A 19,413-nucleotide genomic window follows, 5' to 3' on the forward strand; every position below is an offset into this window, starting at 1 on the left:
CTAAGCGTTGGTCAGGGTGCGGTTAATCGCCACGGCGCCGAATTCTTGTTGGCTAAAGGGATAGCTGCCGAATTTAAGATTAAGCGTAAACGAAACATGTGGTTTCTTCGTTTTCAGTTTGCCCTGCAAATGAGGCTCATTCCAAAGAAGTTGTGTTATCGTCTAAATAGCTTTGGATAGCGTCGCGCACCTCGTCGGGAAGGTGGCGGATTTCGAGCAATTCTTTAAGCTGACTCTCGATGTGCTTCTGTACCGCCTGATTGTTCTCGCTAAGATTCAGTAACACTTGTAATGAACTGAATGCACTGGACCGCACAGCTGCATCGCTGTCCGATAACGCACTGATTAAACTATCGAGAATATTCTTTTCCGCAGATTCGAAAAAACCGAGACTTTCCGCCGCTGCCGAACGCACTTCGGCGGACGCATCATTTCTCAATGCGTCCAAAAGGTGATCTCCGGCTTTTCTTGTCGGGTAGGCTGAAAGCTGCTCGGCTCCGATAACGCGCTGTCTTGGGTCTTTATCTTTCAACAAATCGCCGGCCAGAGTAACTTGCCCATCCTCGACGAGCCGCTCTTCTTCGATTTGTTCCGGAGTCGGTATGACTTGTCCACTGGATGTTGCGGCTAAAACGCGTAAGTCCGGAATTTGTGTCCGCGTTGGCTTGATGTCTGCTTTACTTGACTTCTGGCTGCAGAAGCTGCCTGGTTTTGAAGGGAGCAGAAGCGGTAAAACCGCAAGTATTGTATAAGGCACTATCAAAACACACAGCAGCAAAATTTTATTCATCGGAAAAAATTGCATTTAGAATTACACGATAAATGAGGTCCTGGAGCAATGAGCTTTATTGAGGATTCGGCAATTCGCTTGACAGGATGCCGTGACAACTACTTTCCCTGTAGCCGGCACCTGCCAATCGAGCAATCGAACCCTCCAAAATAGGGAAGTTATTTACAACCAAATCCTTAAAGCAAGAGAGCTATCCCTGCTCTCTGTGTTCCACGTGGTTTTTATCAAGGTGCCTGCAAAGTTCCGTTATCGAGCGTTACGGCATTGGTTGAATTAGGGCAAGCCGGCTGCGACCAAGCATCCCAGTAACCGCCGCTGCCGGTCAAAATCATCTCGTCACCGACGGATGCACCTGCAAGAGGCGTTTGAACATCTCCGTCGGCATTAAGGTTAACAGTGCTTATCCCAGTGCCGCCCGGATGCATGTTAAGCGCTGTTCTTACTCGCCATGCATAGGCATGGTCACGGCATGAAGTATCCCCGGAAACACCGATCGCGCCGATTTTTTTGCCCCCTGAGTACAAAGCCAAACCGCCGCCAAATACGTTGACACCACCAATCCGTCGATTATTCAAAGGGTCGCGATTCGTACCGTAAGCATTAGGGCTTCCCGCATAAGCTCGCGTGGAATCAACCGGATTACTATGTTGGAGTCCGTATAAGCTTCCTCCCGGCTGCACCGCGCTATATAAATTGGCTGTCGATATGGCATAGCCATCCAAGCTGAACGCATTAGCTGTATTGGCTTTTTGAGCCGAAATCACCCGGCTACCCAACCATTGAGAGTTTCCCGCACCCGCACCGGTCGTACCGCTAGTCGCCACATGGCAAACCTTTCCTGTTTCATCCACCATCGTAACCCACATCGGCAAACCATAGCCGCCAGTGTCAGTTCCTGCAGATTCAGCTGCGACTATTGCATTTTCCAATGCTTGCCGTGGAACGTCGTTACACGCCGCCATTAAGGGGTGACTGCCGAATAGTAAAACTGTCGAACTTAAAGTCAAATAAACTGTTGTTATTGTTTTCATCGTTATTTCACCTATACTCGTTTTCACAATAAAAAAACCTGTTCAAATATTGACAGGATGTCATTCGGCAATTACCAAAATAAATAAACAAGATAGAGAGGTTATTACTGTGAAAGTTCGCAGTTTTGCATTCCTTATCTAATTTTTCGATATGCAAAACGCGGCTGGCGTTACCGCCATAAAACACAAATCGCACTCTTAAAAATGATTAAGCTTTTTTTGCTTAGCGCAGCGATTGAAAATGCAGAACAAACCCTTCCAAGCAGACTTCATGCCCCAACTGCTGCCGGCATCTCCGATAAAATACACTCTTCATGTTAACAAGGGCGGTTTTAAACTCATTAATGTTCAAAATTGCGCAGCATCAAAACGAAGCGAAAAACGGACATACCGTTATTATTTTTAATAACTACCTTTTTTTAATTAAGCTTAACTCAAACAAAACGTTGCCGAGCTAGTTAATATTGCATTCACGAACAGTCAAGTAATCGCAACTAACACAAACCAAACCATCTAATCCGTAGATACAGCTGTTATGTTTACGCTAGTCAATTCGTTTTACTTTCAAACGCATGACTAAAACAACGAAGAAGGAAGTATTGACTCTAAGGGAACACAGGTCGATTATAATCGACTTATCTAAAATAGCTATAAATAAGTACTTTATAAACATTGTCTTAACTAAAAAACAATAAATGCTCGATGATTCCTTCTTAACATAAGAAATCAAAAAATCTGCCAAGCCTTAATTTGCTTTCAGTCTATGTAAACATCCCGATATCTGCGCCCCTAAATTTTTCATGAGAATAACCGACACCCTAAATCAAGCCATAAGCGCGATTAAAACACAGCCGCTTCGAGTTTCTTTGATTATTCTCGCGATGAGCATCGGTGTGGCGTCGGTCACGGTATTGGTTGCATTGGGCGAAAGTGCTCGCAATTACATAGTCCAAGAATTCGAAACGCTCGGTACGCATTTGGTGATCATTCTACCGGGCAGAACGGAAACCGTCGGCGGGCACCCGCCGATCATGGGTGAAACGCCGCGCGATTTAACGCTCGACGATGCCGAGGCCTTGTTCAGAAGTCATTATATCGCCGCGGTAGCGCCGATTTCGGTCGGCTCGGCGCCGGTTTCGGTGCGCGGCCAAGCGCTCGAGCGCGAGGCGAATATTTTGGGCTCGACTCATGCGCTGCAGCGCGTGCGCCGATTGACTATGGCTCAGGGCCGTTTCTTACCGGATACGGATGTCAATCGTGCGCAACAAGTCTGCGTCATCGGCCAAACGATCCGCGAGGAATTATTTCCAAAGAGACCGGCCATCGGGCAATGGCTGCGTATTCATGACCGGCGTTTTCGAGTCGTCGGCGTGCTGTCGACCGAAGGCCAGTCGATTGGCGTCGGTTTCGATGAAATCGTGATCGTTCCGGTTGCCTCGGCGCAAGCACTATTCGATACGGAAGGGCTGTTCCGAGTGTTGGTCGAAGCCAAATCGAAACCGGCGATGTATAAAGCAGTCGATGATATACGCGAGATCATCAAGGCCCGTCATGAAGGTGAAGACGATGTGACGATCATTACGCAAGATAGCGTAGTGCAAACCTTCGACAAAATATTGACTGCGCTGACCTTAACTGTGACCGGCATTGCCGGGATAAGCCTTGCGGTAGCGGGCGTGCTGGTTATGAATGTCATGCTAGTCAGCGTGACGCAGCGAACCTCGGAAATAGGCTTGTTGCGGGCATTAGGCGCCACTAAGAGCCAATTGCAGCGTTTGTTTTTGACCGAGGCGGCGCTGTTATCGTTGGCCGGGGCGGTTTTAGGGCTTGTCGCCGGTCAGTCGATTCTGTTCGTGTTGCAAATGCTTTATCCTGCGTTTCCGTTTATCCTACCGAATTGGGCGCTTGCCGCCGCGCTAGCCGTATCGTTGGCGACAGGCTTGATTTTCGGAGTGTTGCCGGCACGCAAGGCGGCGAAGATGGATCCGATCTCCGCGCTTTCGAAAAGGTAAGCAGACGATGACTATTTTCGATTTGGCCGGATTGTCGCTACGGACCGTACTGAATCAAAAGCTGCGTTCTTCGTTGACCGCGCTGGGCTTGATTATCGGCATTGCCGCCGTCGTGATTCTGACATCGATCGGACAAGGCATTCATCGTTTCGTGTTGGACGAATTTACGCAATTCGGCACGAATCTGCTCGCGATTACCCCAGGCAAAACCACGACCTTCGGCATATCGGGAGCCACCATCAGCACGGTGAGGCCCTTGACGATCGATGATGCCGAGAGTGTCGGTAGGCTCCCGAATGTCATCGCCGCAATGCCGATGGTGCAAGGCAATGCGCGCGTGGAAACGATAGGCCGCCACCGGCGCGCCAATGTTTTCGGCGTGGGTTCGGCATTACCGGAAATTTGGAAAATCAATATCGCCATTGGCCGTTTTCTGCCGGAGGATGATCAGAGCGCTTCTCGAGCATTCGCCGTTTTGGGTAGTAAATTGGCTAGCGAACTATTTGGTCGCACTAATCCGCTGGGCGAGCGTATTCGCATCGGCGGAGACCGTTACCGAGTTATCGGCGTGATGGAATCGAAAGGCCAAATGCTCGGCTTCGATCTGGACGATACGGTCTATATACCGGCGGATAAAGCCTTAGAATTATTCAACCGGCAAAGCCTGATGGAGATCGATGTCATTTACAATCCCGACATTTCGGTCGAAATAGTCGAACAAGTTATCAAGGATTTATTGATTCGGCGCCACGGTTTCGAGGATTTTACGATCATCACGCAGAATAAAATGCTCGAAACACTGGATTCGGTGCTATCGATTCTAACACTGGGGATCGGTGCGTTGGGCGGAATATCGCTATTGGTCGGTTCGGTCGGCATTTTGACGATCATGACGATCGCCGTTTCCGAACGTATCTCCGAAATCGGCCTGTTGCGTGCGCTCGGCGCCGAGCGCCGCGTGGTTTTTCAGTTGTTTTTAGCCGAAGCCTTGGCGCTCAGTCTTGCCGGCGGAATGGTCGGTATTGCCGTCGGCATGCTTACCGTGCAATTGATCGTCGAGTTCATTCCGGCCTTACCTGTGCAGTTGGCTTGGGGCTACCTGGCCGCTGCCTTTGTGTTGTCGCTGGCGATCGGCATGGCCGCCGGCGTAATGCCGGCGGTCAAAGCCGCCCGGTTGAATCCGCTGGAAGCCTTGCGGACTGAATAACCGGAACTGAGGGGAGCATCTAACGAGTGCAGAGCGTAGGTACGAAGACAAATCGGGAAGCTATTTGTCACGAAACCTTAAGTATCGGTCGAGAAACGGTAATACCTCGTTTTCATAGTGCTTGGCGTTGAATGCCAACAAGTCGGTATGGGCCGCGCCTTTGAAAACGACCCATTGTTTAGGCGTATCCGCAGTATCGAACAACTGCCGTGCTTGGGCGATCGGCGTATGCTGGTCGATTTCGCCGTTTGCTATTAATACCGGCGCTTCGATTTTTGCCATGAAATCGATCGGGCGTAGTTCCGATGATGAAACGCCAAGTCGGGGCTTCAATTGCCACAGCAATAACGGTGTTAATAGTGTGCTCAACGGACCCGTACGCATTGCAAGCCGGTTTTTGGCCGCATCCTCAATCGTCGTGTATACCGACTCCAAAACCAGCGCGTCGATAGGTAAAGGCGAAGCCATTAGCGCCGCCGCACCGCCCAAGGAACTCGCGACAATACCGATTCGATGTCGTGGATTCAGCTTCCGGGCGTAGGCAACAGCAGCACTGACATCGTGGCGTTCAATATAGCCGAATGTAATATGCCGTCCCGTACTTTCTCCATGCGCTTGCAAATCGATCAAAACTACAGCGTATCCCGCCCGGTGAAAAAGCCTGGCGCGGCCGAGCATTGCTCTTCGGTCCGAGCGGACCGGATGCAATAAAATAACCGTTGCTTCGGCCCTGTCCGCAGGTACATACCAAACAGCTATTTCGGCACCGGACTCGCTGTTTAACCTCGCATCGTAAACCGGAAAATCCAAATTCGGTTTGTCTACGTTACGATGGGCCGGTGCGATCAAAATACTGCCGGCTTGCCATGCCGCAACCGTGACGAAGACTAACCCCAAAAGCAAGGCCGATGCACGCGTTTGCCAATAATTGAGTCGGCTCATTAAAAATCACCTGAATAAAGGGGGCAAGCCTTAGGTGCAGCCAGCAAGGCTAAGAATCAAGGAGGGTGAAAGTACCTCTCTACCATCAGCTGCCCAATACGGACGGTAAGCATATCCCTGCTTGGCGAGGTAACCCCCGGTAAATGTCAACGTAGTTGACATTTACCGTTAGCGTATTGCGTCAATAATTTATCCAGATGATTGGCAAAGTTTTTTCGGTCGTTTTGATTGAGAGCCGCAGGGCCTTCGGTTTGAATGCCGCTGGATCGCAATGTATCCATGAAATCCCTCATATTCAGCAGCGATCGAATATTTTCGCTGGTATATAATTCTCCGCGCGGATTCAATGCTTTAGCGCCTTTTTCGATCGCTTCCGCTGCCAACGGAATATCGCCGGTAATGACAAGGTCGCCCGGAGCGAGTTTTTTGACGATTTCATTGTCGGCCACATCGAAACCCTTCGGCACTCGAAGGAAAGCGATAAAACGCGAAGGTGGCACATTCACTGAATGATTGGCGACCAGCGTCAATTGCGTCTTGGTGCGCTCGGCCGCCTTGAACAAAATCTCCTTGATCACTACCGGACACGCATCGGCATCCACCCATATTTTCATATTGTATCTCTATTAATTGAGTCGATTTTATCGAGGTTTCTTCGTAAACCTCAAGGAGACTAACATTTTATCCGCCAAAACATGTTCGATTTCCCCCTCTTTATAAAAAGAGGTTATTTGCCGAAGCTTGGGACCTGTTTAATGTAGCGTCTCATTTTTGAGTCTATAATGAAAGCTAATGCATTTTTGCGGTAATTAAAAAAATGGTTGAGTCGATTGCCGCCGCTTATTCAAGCCAAATCAGCGGAGAAAGCCAGTGACAGAACTAGACGAGTTAACTAGCAAGCAACAAGATTTTGAAACGAACCTAGCCAAAACATCGACTTTGAATTTTACAGCATTAGCCCTTGCCATCATTGCATTATTAATTGCAGCGGGCTTTGCTTTCATTAGTAACAACCGGAATACCGATCTTCGCGCGGAAATTTCGCGGCTAAGCGCGCAACAAGCTCAGGTTAGGCGTCTCGATAGCCGGCACGGGTATGACGAATTGGCAGCTAAAATCGAAAGTTTGAGCCGACATGTTTCGGAACTGGCCTCTGGAAAAACGACGGCACTCGACACGGCTGAACAAAAGCCGATTTCCGCCGATAAATCAAACGATTTACTCGAACAACAAAAAAACTTGCTTGATAGACTGAATCGTTTGGAAAACAAAGTTCAGCAATTATCAATTGAACGGGCAGCAGAGCCTAAACGCGCGGCCCAGCCACGCAGTCATGCGGCAGAAGCTCAGGATTACTCGATTAATATTGGCGCCTTTCAAAAAGCGGCTACCGCTGAAAAGAAAGCGGGACGTTTGAGAAAAGAAGGTATTACCGTTGACATTAATGAGGTAGTAGTCGACGGCAAAACCTGGTATCGATTGACCATACCCGGCTTTAGCAGCATGCAGGAAGCCCAACGTTTTTCAGAAACCTTAAAGAAGCAATTCGGTATCAAATCGGTTTGGATCGGCGTCGATCAAGCCTGGGGTCGAGGCTGATGAAACATAGCCGATTATTGTTGATGACTCACTCGGAAAACCCGCGAAGCGATACATAAATTCAAGCAAGCTAAAACCCTCACTCAAAGCTCCATGCCATCCGAACATTTCGACCCGATAACAACCGATTGCCGCCAAGGTATCAACTTAATCGAAGCCAGCGCCGGTACCGGTAAAACCTATGCGATTGCGATGCTGGCGCTGCGCTTTGTCGTCGAATTCGATATGAAAATCGACGAGTTGTTGGTGGTGACTTTTACGAAGGCCGCCACCGAGGAACTGAAGGAGCGGATCAGGCTCAGGCTCAATGAGGCTAAACAGGCCGCAAGCGGGAAAACCGAAAGCATTGACGGTGCGATTATCAAATGGCTAAACCGGCTCGAAATAGACCGCGATCGGATCAAAAAAAGGCTGGAATTGGCGCTGCTCGATATCGATCAGGCCGCTGTGTTTACGATTCACGGTTTTTGCCAGCGGGTCTTGAAGGAGCATGCGCTGGAAAGCGGCCAGCTTTTCGATTCCGAACTGACCGCCGATGCGGCGGCCGTCAAGCAAGCCTGTGCCGACGATTTCTGGCGCGGCCAAATTTATCAAAGAGCCTCCTGGGAAGCGGCTTTGTTGACCGCAACGTACTCAACTCCGGATGCATTATTAGCCGGCATCGATCGCATTCCGCTCGACATCGAGATTTTTCCGGAGTATCGCGATCCGAACGAAGCATTAGCCGCTTGCCGGGAGCAGGCAGAGCAAGCGCGTATCCACTTGGATCAGGCCGCTAAAACACTGCTAAACCACTTTGGTGACGGCTTCTTCAAATCGTCGTATACCGAAATTTTTGAACATCACCTCCAAGAGTTGCGCGCCTGGCTAAACCAGGAAACACTGCAGCTTCCAAGCCCCGAGGCATTTGCATGTTTGACGGTAACCGGCCTGGTCGATGGCTTGAACGGTAACAAGTTTAGAAAAACCAAAACGCAAACCGGCGAGCAACGCAAGCACGAGTATCTGGCAACACTGAAAATCGACACCACGCCTTTCGATGCCTTGTTCGACTCGATCGATCGAATCAGTCTGGTTTTTCGTCGGGCGCTGTTAGAGCATGTCCGCATAGAGCTGGACAAGCAGATGCAGCAACTCAATATATTGTCGTTCGATGATTTGATTAGCCGGCTTGCCCTTGCCTTGCAAGGCAATCAAGGGGCATTATTGACCGCCGAATTGAGACAACGCTTCAAGGCCGCATTGATCGACGAATTTCAGGATACCGATCAGAATCAGTGGCTGATATTTTCGACCTTATTCGGTTCAAACGCACATTATTTGTATCTGATCGGCGATCCCAAACAAGCGATCTATAAATTTCGCGGTGCCGATATTTTTTCCTACCTTGCCGCTCAGCAACAGGCGCATCATCGGTTTACCCTCGGCACGAACTGGCGTTCGCAGCCGACCCTGGTCGAGGCGGTGAATGCCTTATTCAGCCGCGAGCAGGCCTTTTTTCTCGAACAGTTGCAATTCCAACCGGTTGTAGGTGCTCCCGCCAATGCGGATAAAACCCTAAGTCTCGATAAAAAGACGCTGGCGCCGATGGTGCTCTGGCAACTGCCACAAAGCGACAAGGGCCACTGGAGTTCCGGCAAAGCCGGCGAATGTCTTCAGGCCGAGGTCGTCAACGAAATCGTCGGATTGCTCAATGAGCCTTACTTTTTTAGCGATAGCGGCAGGCGAGTTCAACCGGGCGATATCGCGGTATTGGTCAGAACCAATCGCCAAGCTTCGGAATATCAAGCGGCATTGCGCGAAGCCGGCGTCCCTTCGGTTTTGAACAGCACCGAATCGGTATTCGCGACCGCTGAGGCGGCCGACTTGTTTTGTTTGTTACAAGCCATTGCTCATCCTGGCGACACAGCGCTATTGAAGCAAGCCTTGACGCTCGATTGGTTCGGAATGGATGGGCAGACTTTATATCGCATGCTGAATCAAGAAGTGGCCTTGGATGCCTGGCTGTCGCATTTTTTGAATTATTATCAGCACTGGCAAAACCAAGGGCTAATGGCGATGATGCAGCGTTTGCTCGACCAAGAGCAAATACGTTTGCAGCTATCGGCTAGCCGTCTTGCCGAGCGCCGCTTGACCAACTTGCATCATCTGATCGAGTTAGTGCAGCAAGCCGCTGTCGACGAGCATTTAGGCATCGGAAAAACGCTGGATTGGCTGCGCGCGCGTATCACCGATGCGGCGGGCGGAAAAGTCAGTCTCGAAGAGCAATGCATGCGTTTGGAAAGCGATGATGAAGCGGTCAAGATTGTCACGATGCATCGGTCGAAGGGGCTCGAGTATAATATTGTTTTTTGTCCGTCCCTCTGGCAACGCAGCAGCCGACTCTCCACCGGTCGGCCCTTGATTCAATGCCACGAGCAAGGGCGCATCGTCGCCGATTTAGGCTCGGAGGATTTCGAACGCCGCCGCGCGCAAGCGATCGACGAAGAATTGGCCGAGGATTTGCGCGTATGTTATGTAGCGCTGACCCGGGCTAAATATCGCAGTTATCTGGTCTGGGCCGATGTGCGAAGCAAGGATGTTCCGAATCAATCGGCATTGGCTTGGCTACTCGGTTTCGAAGATTGCGATTTTGCCGCGCAACAATCGATCCTAATCGATTATTGCAACCGCGACCCGCATGCTTTCGAATATCGTTTATTGGAATTACCGGCGATGTCAAAGGGCCGTTACGAAAAATGGCTCGACGAAACCCGGCTATCGGCAAGGTCGAGGCTGCGTTCGCTACGCACCGATTGGCAAATGAGTAGTTACACGGCACTCTCGGCTTTGAGTCTACAGGATGCGCCGGAATTGCCGGAAGACAAGGCCCGCGAATTGGCTTCGCTCGATGCGGAACCGGCCTTGTCGGCGGCCGGCATGCAAGAGGATTTGCCGAAAGGCGCGCATACTGGCAACGTCGTGCACGACTTGCTGGAGCATCTCGATTTCGCGTACTTGGCCGATATGCCGAACATCGCCGAGTTGCGCGATAGCACCTGTCGGCGTTACGGCTTGCAAACGGAGCATCCTGAAGCCATCGATTACTTATTGCAAGCCGTCGTGACAACCCCCTTGGCCGAAGATGATCCGGCTTTTTTGCTGATGAATATTGCCGATGAGCTATGTTTGAAGGAAATGCCGTTTTATCTCGCAATGCAGCCGATGAACGCCACACAAATCAATGCGATCTTATCGGACTCTCCGGTTTATCAAGCGCTGAACAGCAAGCAAATGTGCGGTTATTTGACCGGTTTCATCGATTTGATTTGCGAATACGGCGGCCGTTATTTCGTCATCGATTATAAAACCAACAGCCTGCCGGATTACCGGCCGGAAACGCTGACGGACGCGATGCGTGAGCATAATTACGGATTGCAATATTGGCTGTATACGCTGGTGTTACATCGCTATTTGGGTCAACGCTTGGCCGATTACGATTACGAAAAGCATTTCGGTGGGGCATTGTATTTATTCGTGCGCGGCATGCAGCCCGAACAGCCGATGAGCGGTGTTTATCGGGATAGGCCGGATTTATGGCGTATCGAGGCTTTATCGGAGATTTTTGGCGTGTGTGCAAGCAGAGCTTGACGGTAGGCATTCCCAAGCTGGAACTTGGGAACGAGACAAAAAAAGCCGAAGGGCAAATGCCATTCGGCTTTTGTGCTATTCGCTTATTTACGATTCAATTACGAATCGTTGTTGCCTATTTCGGCTATCGCTTGAGATCGGCTTAGCGGTTGAATCTCTACAAAACCGACCCCCTGCTTTTGAATGCCCACTTGCTTGGCGGCGGCATAGGACAAGTCCAGTTCCCTTTTGCCATGGTAAGGCCCGCGGTCGGTGATTTGTACGACAACTGATTTATGGCTTTTGGGATTGGTGACTTTCACGTAGGATAACAACGGCAGCGTTTTATGGGCCGCAGTCATCGCATACATATCGAATTTGCGTCCGCTCGCGGTTTTTTTGCCGTGAAATCTAGGTCCGTACCAAGAGGCTCGGCCCAATCGCCCTTTTGTAGGTTTTCCGGCGGTTTTGCCCGAAGTCAACTTAGCTTTATGCTGGTCGGATGCCTCAACTGTCTTTATAGGCTGAGTAAATAGACTACTCATCATAAACACAGAACTTGCCAATATGATTTTATTCATAATGTAAAGCCTTATTATTTAACAACAAAATGATTTTAACCTTGGGAATATTAAGCTAAACTTAAGTCGTAGAACTCAAAATCAATATTCGGGTAAATATCTCCATGCCAAAAGCTATTGAGACACTGCCTTATAAGGGCTCCCTCTATTTCTCTCGTGATGTTTTAAAGCGTCCTATTGGCTTCATTTTACGGCAACAAGCGCCGAAATTTATCTGACAAATGAAAGAAGAATCTACTTTTACCCGACTCGATATGGCTTTTTCTCGTTTTTTGAGCCGCCGTAGCGCCTTGACCGGTGCCGCGCAAGATAATTTCGAAAAACTAATCGCCCGTCTTTCCTTCGAGCAAAATCAAGGGCATAGTTGTATCCGCATTGATGCGAAAGCCCGGGAAACAATCATGGCTTCAGGTCTGGCATCAAGGACTGATACCGCGCCGTTAATAGTTGAAGACGACCGACTTTATCTTCAGCGTTATTGGGCCTATGAAAAAAACTTGGTCAACCGGATCGGTGCAATGACCCGCGTCAATGTCTCCCCTGCTGACGCTGAAGCCTTATTGGACCGCTACTTCCCGGCCGCCATTGCGGAAATCGACTGGCAGCGTGAAGCAGCCAAAACCGCGCTTAATCGAACGTTCTGCATCATTACCGGCGGTCCCGGGACTGGTAAAACCACCACTATCGTCAAAATTCTGGCTTTGCTGCAGGAATTGGCAAAACGCCCGTTATTCATCGCCCTTGCAGCACCGACCGGAAAAGCCGCAATGCGCCTGCAGGAATCGATAGGTAACAGCAAGAGTGCCTTGCCTTGCTCGGAAACTATCAAACAATCTCTTCCCGAATCGGTCACGACCCTGCATCGCCTACTAGGCTCTCGTCCGCCTTCGCCTTATTTCCGGCATAATACCGAAGCCCCCCTGCCTTTCGATTTGGTCGTAGTCGATGAAGCCTCAATGGTTGATTTAGCGTTGATGAGTAAATTGGTCGATGCACTTAAACCCAGTGCCCGATTGATCTTGCTCGGCGATAAGGATCAATTGGCATCGGTCGAATCGGGCGCGGTATTGGCAGATTTGACCGCAGCGTTGCCGGATCATACCGTCGAACTAAAAAAAGCGCACCGATTCGATGTGACGATCAAAAACCTGGCCGAAGCGGTCAATTTGCAGCACCCTGAAGCCGCTTGGTCGGCATTGCAGGCCGGTAATGAAAATATCGGCTTATTGAATCAAGATGCTATCGCCTATATTGCCGGACAGCGGCTCGATTATTTACGCGCAATAGAGAATTCAAATGATATCGAGCAAATTTTTAATGTCTTCAGGCGATTTCAAGTGCTCTGTGCGAATCGGGCCGGAAAATATAGCGTCGCCGATATTAATAGCCGAGTTGAGCGCCGATTGGCTTCAAGAGGTCATATCAACCCTATCGGGACTTGGTATCATGGACGTCCGGTCATGATCACGCAAAACGATGCCGCGCTACAACTTTATAATGGCGATATTGGCCTATGTCTGAAAGACGCCGAGCAAAGTGGTAAATTGATGGTGTTTTTCCAACGCCCCGACGGCAGTATCAAAAAATGTCTGCCGGCTCGATTGCCGCATTGCGAAACCGTATACGCAATGACGATCCATAAAAGCCAGGGTTCGGAATTTGACGAAATTCTTATCGCTCTTCCGGATCAACATAATCCTGTGTTGACCAAAGAATTGCTTTATACAGCGATTACCCGTGCCCGGAAATCGGTCAAAATACTGGCCGATCAAAAGGTTTTCAACGACACCGTGTTGCGTAAAATCGAACGCTTCGGGGGCTTGGCGCAAAAACTAACGTGCATGGCAGACTTATGAAACTACTCCCTTTTGATCGAAAAGCCGTCTAAGAATAAAAGGTATGGGATGTGTCTATCGAGGGTCGCCGTCAAGCCCTTACGGACGGGTTCACGGCGTTCTTCGACAAGCATGCGTCACACCCTCAACTCCGAGAGCATGTTCAAATTGGGAATTGTTGGTTATCAGCGTGCTATTTTCTTTGACTCTTGAACAAGCCTAATGGAATTACTAAACCAAATACCCGGATCGGTTGTATTATTGATCGGATTTCTCGCCGGCATTGTATCGGTGCTGCTATTCAACCTTCGAGAGAAAAAAAACAATCAGCAAATGCTAACTCGCCTAGCCGTCGCGGAGGAAAAACTTAAAACTCTCGATGCCAAGGAGAGCGAATGCGATCATTTACAACAACAGTTACTCAGAACCAAAACCGCGAACGCCGACCTGCATGCCCGGCTCGAAGAACAAGGTAAAAGCGCATCGGAAAAACTGCTATTGCTGCAGCAAGCCGAACAACAACTCAAAACCCAATTCGAAAATCTGGCCGCCAAAATTTTCGAGGAACGCGGCAAGCAATTCGCCGAACATAATAAAACCGCGCTCGATCATATTGTTGCCCCACTTCGGCAGCAGCTCGGAGATTTCAAGACTCGCATCGAGAATATTTACGACAACGAAACCAAAGACCGCATTTCTCTTCGCCAGGAAATCATCTCGCTACGTCGCGATACCGAAAAAATGAATCAGGAAGCATTGAATTTGACCCGTGCGCTCAAAGGCAGCAAGAAAACACAAGGCAATTGGGGAGAAATGATTCTGGAAAAAGTTTTGGAGCAATCCGGTTTGCGCAAAGGCGTCGAATACGAGACTCAAGGCGCATTCAGGGATCAAGATAATCGCTTGTTCAAGCCGGATGTGATTGTTCGTTTGCCGGAAAATAAGGATGTCGTGATCGACTCGAAAGTATCGCTCCTGGCGTATGAAAAATATTGTTCGACCGAGGACGACCAAGAGCGTGAAGCGGCGCTCAAGGCCCATGTGCAAGCCGTGCGCGAACACATTAAAGGCTTGAGCGGTAAAGACTATTCCGACTTAAAGGGCCTGCGTTCTCTCGATTTCGTGCTGTTGTTCATGCCGATCGAAGCGGCATTCATGGCTGCATTTCAGGCTGATGAAAAACTGTTCAATGATGCCTTCGAACACAAAATCGTCGTAGTCACGCCGACCACGTTGCTGGCTACGCTACGCACCGTCGACAATATTTGGCGCTATGAACGCCAGAATGAAAACGCGCGCGCGATCGCCGACAAAGCCGGAGTACTGTACGATAAAATCAGGGGGTTTGTCGAAGACTTCGAAAAGCTCGGCAGACAACTTGCAACAGTCGGGCAAACATACGACGGCATCATGAATAAATTGACGACTGGAAACGGCAACCTGATTCGGCAGGCCGGTAGCTTCGTCGATCTCGGTGTAAAAGTGAAAAAGGAATTTCCGAAGTCGATTGCCGACCGAGCAGGCATAGAACAGGTAGATGAGTCAAATGTATCAAACTAGACTTTGTGTGCGGTAAGGATTTGGTTATAAATAACGACGTCCCTATTTCATGAAGGGTTCGATTGCTCGATTGACAGGTGTCGGCGGCAGGGAAAGCCGACGTCGAACCTGCAAGGACGTATTCACGGCGTCCTGTCGGGCGAGTGATCGCACCCTCCCAGGCCGAGTTTCCATTTGTTGGGGCGATGGAGGGATCTTCATGAGCGTTAGTTTGAAAAGAATGAAACTTTAGCGTTAAATCTAAAATCGGCAGTTTAACCATGAAGCTCATGAAGGATTTCAAGAAAAAACCTAAACATTCTCATTAGCCTATTCGGTGAGCGAAAGTTCTATGCAAACCTACAGCAAGTTATTGAATTAACTTCTTATTATTCATAGTGAACCGCTTTTTCTAGGTTAAAGGCTTCCGAATATTTGTTGGTCGATCAGATCGCATAAGCAGTGGCTAATCAATAAATGCGTTTCTTGGATCCGGCTATCGTTACTGGAGGGGACTCGGATCTCAATGTCCGAGGTATTTAAAATCGGTGCCAGCATACCGCCATCATGTCCGGTCAATGCGATCACCGATATATTTTTGTCGTGCGCGGCCGTAACAGATTTGAGGATGTTGGCAGGATTGCCATTGCTGGAGAAGACCAGCAAGATATCTTCGCTTTGGCCAAGGGCCTTGACTTGTTTGGCGAAAATGTCGTCGAAATGGTAGTCTGCGGCAATCGAGGTAATAACAGCAGTATCGGCAGTCAATGCAATCGCCGGTAAGGCCGGGCGTTCGCGTTCCAATCGGTTCAGCATCGCGGCCGAAAACTGTCCGGCATTTGCGGCACAAGCGCCGTTACCGCAGACAAGGATTTTGTTGTCGTTTAATATCGCCGTAACTAGTTTTTGTGAGGCGAATTCGATCGTTTCGCCGAGACCGGTCAAAGTATCTTGTAGAGTTTGTAGGCTTTCGTTGAAATGCAGGGTAATTCGTTCTTGTAACATGATGGAAGTAGTCAAGTTAAAAAGGCGTTTTTTATCCAATCGATATTAGCATCGCCGGAAACGGCAACGACGTCGAAGCGTATCGGACAAGGCGACGGGTGTCGTGATAAATAGAACCGTGTGGCGGCAATGATGCGCGATTGTTTTTGCGGGGTAACGCTTTCCAAAGCACTGCCGTAACGGTTGGATTTACGGTAGCGGACTTCGATAATTACCAGTGTTTCTCTGTCTTTCATGATCAAATCCAATTCTCCCAAGCGGCAGCGAAAATTACGAGCCACCGGTTTCAGTCCTTGCTCAATAAGAAAGCGGTGAACTTTTTCCTCGGCAGATTCGCCGCTGACCAGGTGTTTGGCTTTGAATGGATTTAACAAATGCTTTCCTTGATGAAGTCTGTTAATACGAGTCGTCGTTTGGAACTGCGATGCTTTGGTAGCCGTCATTGGCGCTTTGAACAAAGCCGATGACTTTAGGAACGCCTTGATTGAATTTGGCGCAAACCAGGTTTCTTTTGATTCGGCCGTCCCTTGTCAGCAGCAAGTTGCCTGTCGCGCCATGATATTGAACGGTGCTCAGTTTACCAAGATGGGGGACCAGATTGTAGGCGTCGATACCCATAGCCATCAAACGTAAATAAACGCTGGGGAATTGTTGCCAAGTGCTGCGTAAGGCATTGATACTTAATTCGCCTTGGTAAACATTGTCGAATAGCCAGGGAATGTCGCAAAACGTGATCGTGTTTAAATCCATGTCCAGCCGAGGGTTAGGTAGGCCGCTATAGATATGCGGCGTGGCATAAACCGGAAGGTGTTGGGCATGAAAAAAGCGCAATTGCGGATTGATTGAACGCGCCGCCGTTTCATAGGCATTCAGAAAAATGACATCGGCATCGCGTCGGATTCTCGGGACGAAAACGGCCGTTGGTAAGAATTGTCTGATTTTTTGATAGCGCTGATTGCTTTCATCCAAATTCAATAGCTTTTTAATCGGTTCGGAAAAGTCAGTCTGATTTGCTTGATACGTTTGAGTTTCCAGCAGGTTTGCGTCGGCTTTGTTCCAGAAATCCCGGATGTATTCGCCGATTCTCAATCCTTGCTCGGTATCGGGTATCAATAACAAGGCGTTTTGTCGGCCTTCGAACCAGGCAAGACTGGCGATTTGCTCGGCGTCGTCAATAGGGCTAAGTCCGAATTGGTAAAGGTTGGCTTTGTTTATTTCCGGAACATGGTTTAATGCAAGCACCGGAACGCTCAAATCAGATGATGCAGCTAGGCTTTCAATTTCGGTTTTGCTGAGCGGGCCGATGACCATTTCCGCGCCTTCGGCGATAGCCTGATGATAAAGTACTGGTAGTGTGCTTTGACCGCTGTCGTAAAAACGAAGACCGGGCTTGGTTTCATTTCGATCCTGGTAATAGGCGGCCATGATGCCTTCGCGAATCGCTTTCCCGGCGCGTCCGATAGGGCCGGTTTCGGGTAAAAATACGGCGATTTTACCCGGTTGCTTAAAGGCATGCGCCGATTGCGCCAGGTAATCATGCAGAAATGCCGAGTCAGCGGGGTGATGAGGATAGTTCTGCCGCCATTGATCCAGCGCGGTATCCAGCAGAGCGCGATTATGCTGATTGGTTTTGAGTAATTGCGCTAACGCCATCCATCCAGATAAAGCATTGGTGCTTTCGCTGCTTGTTTGTTCCAGCGTCGCTAGGGGTAGCAAGCTTAAGGTCTCAAGAATTGCGGCATGATTGGCCGGTTGTTGAGCGGGCGGCAGCAAATGGCTCAATTCGACTCTCGAAGCAGCGCTTTTTTTCAGTTCGCCGGTTAATGAATAGGCAAAGGCGCTGGATTGATGAAATTTGATTTGATCGGACCGCGACAGTTGCAGCGGTTTGACTAGATTTAGCCTGGCACTCGCTTGTTCCGCATTGCCGAAGCTGAGGTCGATCTGCGCATAATAGAGATTAAGCTGGTTGCGTTGCAACAACGTAAGATTATTCGGGTTGATTGCGTCGGCATAGTTTTTAGCCGTATCGCTATCGCCAGATTGGATTAACGATTCGATCGTAAACAAGCGTAATTGGTCTTGAAACTCGGATTGCTCGTCGGCGATGCGTCGATAAAGTTGCGCGGCTTTGGCGGGTTGGCCTTGGTCCATGAAGGCTTTAGCCGTTTGAGCGTCTGCCGGGAAAGCCGGTTCACGGTCTTGAGGAGGCATGCACCCTGCGAGAAAAGTGCAAAGTAGCAAGAATGGCGAATGAAAATGGCGACTCATAGAAGGGTATACCTTTAAAATAGTTCGGTTTAATCAGATGAGAGAATCCAATGTCTAATCAATGCGGCAAATTATACGTGGTTGCCACGCCGATAGGTAATTTAGCGGATTTTAGTTTCCGGGCTGTCGACGTGCTAAAGGAAGTCGATTTGATTGCCGCTGAAGATACTCGACATGTCAGAATGCTATTACAGCATTACGGTATTGCCAATCGCTTAGTCTCATTGCATCAGCACAACGAAGAAACGGCTTCGGCCGGGTTGCTCGATAAAATTCGTGGAGGACTCGATATCGCGCTGGTCTCGGATGCCGGTACACCACTGTTGAGCGATCCCGGCATGCCTTTGGTGCGCATGGCCAAAGATGCCGGAATCGAGGTTTCGCCGATTCCGGGGGCTTGTGCTTTGATTGCCGCTTTGTCTGCTGCAGGTTTGCCTGTGAGCCGTTTTATTTTCGAAGGTTTCTTGCCGCGGACATCGTCGGCACGTAAGGCATTTTTTAAGGAGCGGTTGGATTGCGAATCGACATGGGTTTTCTATGAGTCCAGTCATCGAATTTTAGATGCATTGAAGGATATGTCGCAAATATTGCCGGCGGGCAGGCAGTTGGTAATTGCGAGGGAAATCACCAAATTACACGAAACAATCGTCAAGCGCCGTTTGGACGAGATGCTGGAATTAGTCGAAAGCGACGAAAACATGCGCAAAGGCGAATTCGTCGTGATTGTCGAAGGCGCTGTCATCGACAAAAATAATCAAGAATTGAGTACCGAGCATTTATCGGTATTAAAGATTCTTTTAAACGAGTGTTCTGTTAAGACCGCCGCAGCCTTGGCTGCAGAAATCACCGGGGCCCGGAAGAAGGTGTTGTATCAGGCGGCTTTGGAAATGATGGGCGAAGCGAAAGGTTAAAGGTTAAAGGTTAAAGGTTAAAGGTTAAAGGGGAAAGAGGAAAGAGGAAAGAGGAAAGAGGAAAGAGGAAAGAGGAAAGAG

Annotated in this window: 15 protein-coding genes; 7 read left to right on the top strand and 8 right to left on the bottom strand. The window is 49.3% G+C overall.

Translation table 11 applies throughout. The annotated features are described in order from the left end of the window. Positions 1 to 136: 136 nt before the first annotated feature. Positions 137 to 790 (bottom strand): HEAT repeat domain-containing protein, encoded by a 654-nt coding sequence (locus ACRJJO_RS16505; RefSeq protein WP_431066749.1) that lies wholly within the window; start codon positions 788 to 790, stop codon positions 137 to 139. Between the two features lie 224 nt (positions 791 to 1,014). Then, positions 1,015 to 1,821, bottom strand: a complete 807-nt coding sequence (locus ACRJJO_RS16510; RefSeq protein WP_431066750.1) for a GlcG/HbpS family heme-binding protein — start codon at positions 1,819 to 1,821, stop codon at positions 1,015 to 1,017. A gap of 800 nt (positions 1,822 to 2,621) precedes the next feature. On the opposite strand from ACRJJO_RS16510, the gene ACRJJO_RS16515 reads away from it, so the two are divergent. Next, positions 2,622 to 3,833, top strand: a complete 1,212-nt coding sequence (locus tag ACRJJO_RS16515; protein WP_431066751.1) for an ABC transporter permease — start codon at positions 2,622 to 2,624, stop codon at positions 3,831 to 3,833. A 7-nt stretch (positions 3,834 to 3,840) separates the two neighbouring features. Further along, on the top strand, positions 3,841 to 5,040 hold the full coding sequence (locus tag ACRJJO_RS16520; RefSeq protein ID WP_431066752.1) for an ABC transporter permease: 1,200 nt from the start codon (positions 3,841 to 3,843) through the stop codon (positions 5,038 to 5,040). Positions 5,041 to 5,100: 60 nt separating this feature from the next. Here ACRJJO_RS16520 and ACRJJO_RS16525 read toward each other — a convergent pair whose 3' ends face one another. Then, positions 5,101 to 5,982, bottom strand: coding sequence for an alpha/beta hydrolase (locus ACRJJO_RS16525; protein WP_431066753.1), 882 nt, complete (start codon positions 5,980 to 5,982; stop codon positions 5,101 to 5,103). 146 nt (positions 5,983 to 6,128) lie between these two features. Then, complete coding sequence (locus ACRJJO_RS16530) at positions 6,129 to 6,596, bottom strand: YaiI/YqxD family protein (protein ID WP_404358250.1); 468 nt, start codon at positions 6,594 to 6,596, stop codon at positions 6,129 to 6,131. Between the two features lie 256 nt (positions 6,597 to 6,852). Between ACRJJO_RS16530 and ACRJJO_RS16535 the strand changes: the two genes are divergently transcribed. After that, complete coding sequence (locus tag ACRJJO_RS16535; RefSeq protein ID WP_431066754.1) at positions 6,853 to 7,581, top strand: SPOR domain-containing protein; 729 nt, start codon at positions 6,853 to 6,855, stop codon at positions 7,579 to 7,581. Positions 7,582 to 7,674: 93 nt separating this feature from the next. Next, a complete protein-coding gene (gene recB, locus ACRJJO_RS16540) occupies positions 7,675 to 11,211 on the top strand; it encodes an exodeoxyribonuclease V subunit beta (RefSeq protein WP_431066755.1) in 3,537 nt (1,178 codons plus the stop codon). A gap of 98 nt (positions 11,212 to 11,309) precedes the next feature. On the opposite strand, the gene ACRJJO_RS16545 is transcribed toward recB, so the two are convergent. Further along, positions 11,310 to 11,771: a septal ring lytic transglycosylase RlpA family protein gene (locus ACRJJO_RS16545; protein ID WP_431066756.1), complete on the bottom strand. Its 462-nt coding sequence runs from the start codon at positions 11,769 to 11,771 to the stop codon at positions 11,310 to 11,312. A gap of 221 nt (positions 11,772 to 11,992) precedes the next feature. Between ACRJJO_RS16545 and recD the strand changes: the two genes are divergently transcribed. Then, a complete protein-coding gene (gene recD / locus ACRJJO_RS16550) occupies positions 11,993 to 13,627 on the top strand; it encodes an exodeoxyribonuclease V subunit alpha (RefSeq protein WP_431066757.1) in 1,635 nt (544 codons plus the stop codon). A gap of 201 nt (positions 13,628 to 13,828) precedes the next feature. Next, a complete protein-coding gene (locus ACRJJO_RS16555) occupies positions 13,829 to 15,166 on the top strand; it encodes a DNA recombination protein RmuC (RefSeq protein WP_431066758.1) in 1,338 nt (445 codons plus the stop codon). Between the two features lie 396 nt (positions 15,167 to 15,562). Here the strand turns inward: ACRJJO_RS16555 and ACRJJO_RS16560 are convergent, their stop codons facing one another. Genes ACRJJO_RS16560 through ACRJJO_RS16570 form a run of 3 tightly spaced genes read right to left on the bottom strand, consistent with a single transcriptional unit; the run spans position 15,563 to position 18,364 of the window. After that, positions 15,563 to 16,150, bottom strand: a complete 588-nt coding sequence (locus ACRJJO_RS16560; protein WP_431066759.1) for a D-sedoheptulose-7-phosphate isomerase — start codon at positions 16,148 to 16,150, stop codon at positions 15,563 to 15,565. Between the two features lie 11 nt (positions 16,151 to 16,161). After that, positions 16,162 to 16,524 carry a YraN family protein gene (locus tag ACRJJO_RS16565; RefSeq protein WP_431066760.1) on the bottom strand — a complete coding sequence of 121 codons (363 nt, stop codon included), beginning with the start codon at positions 16,522 to 16,524 and terminating at the stop codon, positions 16,162 to 16,164. 22 nt (positions 16,525 to 16,546) lie between these two features. Beyond that, complete coding sequence (locus ACRJJO_RS16570; RefSeq protein WP_404358237.1) at positions 16,547 to 18,364, bottom strand: penicillin-binding protein activator; 1,818 nt, start codon at positions 18,362 to 18,364, stop codon at positions 16,547 to 16,549. A 107-nt stretch (positions 18,365 to 18,471) separates the two neighbouring features. On the opposite strand from ACRJJO_RS16570, the gene rsmI reads away from it, so the two are divergent. After that, complete coding sequence (rsmI, locus tag ACRJJO_RS16575) at positions 18,472 to 19,332, top strand: 16S rRNA (cytidine(1402)-2'-O)-methyltransferase (protein WP_431066761.1); 861 nt, start codon at positions 18,472 to 18,474, stop codon at positions 19,330 to 19,332. Positions 19,333 to 19,413: the final 81 nt, after the last annotated feature.

Source organism: Methylotuvimicrobium sp. (assembly GCF_050611805.1).
Lineage (GTDB): Bacteria > Pseudomonadota > Gammaproteobacteria > Methylococcales > Methylomonadaceae > Methylotuvimicrobium.